This is a genomic window from Herbaspirillum sp. GCM10030257 (genome assembly GCF_042666555.1).
GTDB lineage: Bacteria > Pseudomonadota > Gammaproteobacteria > Burkholderiales > Burkholderiaceae_D > Noviherbaspirillum.
The window spans coordinates 1-1,317 of the sequence record NZ_JBHTDH010000106.1; the positions used below are offsets into that span (position 1 = coordinate 1).

Genomic DNA, 1,317 nt, shown 5'->3' on the forward strand with positions numbered 1-1,317 from the left:
AGCAAGTGAAGCTGCGCGGTTTCCGTATCGAGTTGGGAGAAATCGAAGCGAGGCTGCTGGAACAGCAAGGGGTGCGCGAAGCGGTGGTGATCGCACGCGAGGACCGGCCGGGTGACAAGCGCCTGGTCGCTTACCTGACGGCGGATGCGCCGCTCGATACGGAGATGCTGCGTATCAAACTGCAAGCTGCGCTGCCCGGTTACATGGTGCCGGCGGCGTACGTGCAGTTGGAGGCGTTGCCGCTGACACCGAATGGCAAGCTCGACCGCAAGGCACTGCCGGCGCCGGAAGGCGACGCCTACGCGAGTCATGCGTATGAAGCACCGGTCGGTGAAGTCGAAACTGCGCTGGCTGCAATCTGGGCCGAGGTGCTGGGCGTCCAACAGGTTGGACGGCACGACCACTTCTTTGAGCTGGGTGGGCATTCACTGCTGGCGGTGACGCTGGTCGAGCGCATGCGCCAACAGAGCATGCACGTCGATGTGCGCACGCTGTTCGCCACCCCGACCGTCGCCGCTCTGGCTGGAGAGGTGGGTGCGGCGGCGCGAGCCGTTGCCGTGCCCGAATCGACCATTCCGGAACTGAGCAAAAAGGTCCGCCTATAAGTTGCGACTGAAAACTGCATCGAAGCTGGCCGGATGGATGGGTTCCGGCAGTGAATGCGCCGTCTGGGCGGGCGCAATCACTGCCGGAAAAAGTCCGTTTTCCTGCTTCCGCTCGCGATTTACGTTTTTCAGACAATGGCTGGCACTTGTCCGGGTTTTCAGTCGCAGGTGGCGGCATGCATGCGCTCCGCTCCGATAATCTACATAAATTCAGACGCTTACGCCTCGACTTTCGCTGGCACGCAACCTGCTCTGGTGAAAGACTATCCCCAGGTCTGGCTTGGGGGCGGCGTCAAGTCACAGAACAAGCGTATCGACGGGCAACCTTGCTCGTCGCGACCATGACAGAAGGTCTATATGAGTTCGACGAAAGAAGAATCCGTTAATACGCTGGACGAATTGATGGCAACGCTCGGGCAATTTCCCGTACGCTTGCAGCGCGAAGGAGACGATCTGGTCGTGCTAGGGGAAGACGCCACGCTGACCCCGGCGTTGATCGGCAGCCTGAGAAAGCTCAAATTTGAGGTCCTCGCTCTGCTGGACCGGCAGGGCGGCGATTGGCATAGCCCGGCGGCTGCATTGACGCCCGCGATGCTGCCGCTGGTGACGTTGACGCAGGAGGAGATTGACCGGGTGGTTGGCGGGGTGCCGGGCGGGGTGGCCAACGTGCAGGACATTTATCCGCTGGCGCCGCTGCAGGAAGGCATCCTGT

The 1,317-nt window shown here is 61.5% G+C and carries 2 protein-coding genes; both read left to right on the forward strand.

Features of this window, described 5'->3' with window-relative positions; all coding sequences use genetic code 11:
* Nucleotides 1-605 (forward strand): phosphopantetheine-binding protein (locus ACFQUU_RS29265; RefSeq protein ID WP_382252150.1); only part of this gene is annotated, 605 nt, incomplete at its 5' end.
* A 357-nt stretch (nt 606-962) separates the two neighbouring features.
* Nucleotides 963-1,317: hypothetical protein (locus tag ACFQUU_RS29270; protein ID WP_382252152.1), on the forward strand; the 355-nt coding region annotated here is incomplete at its 3' end.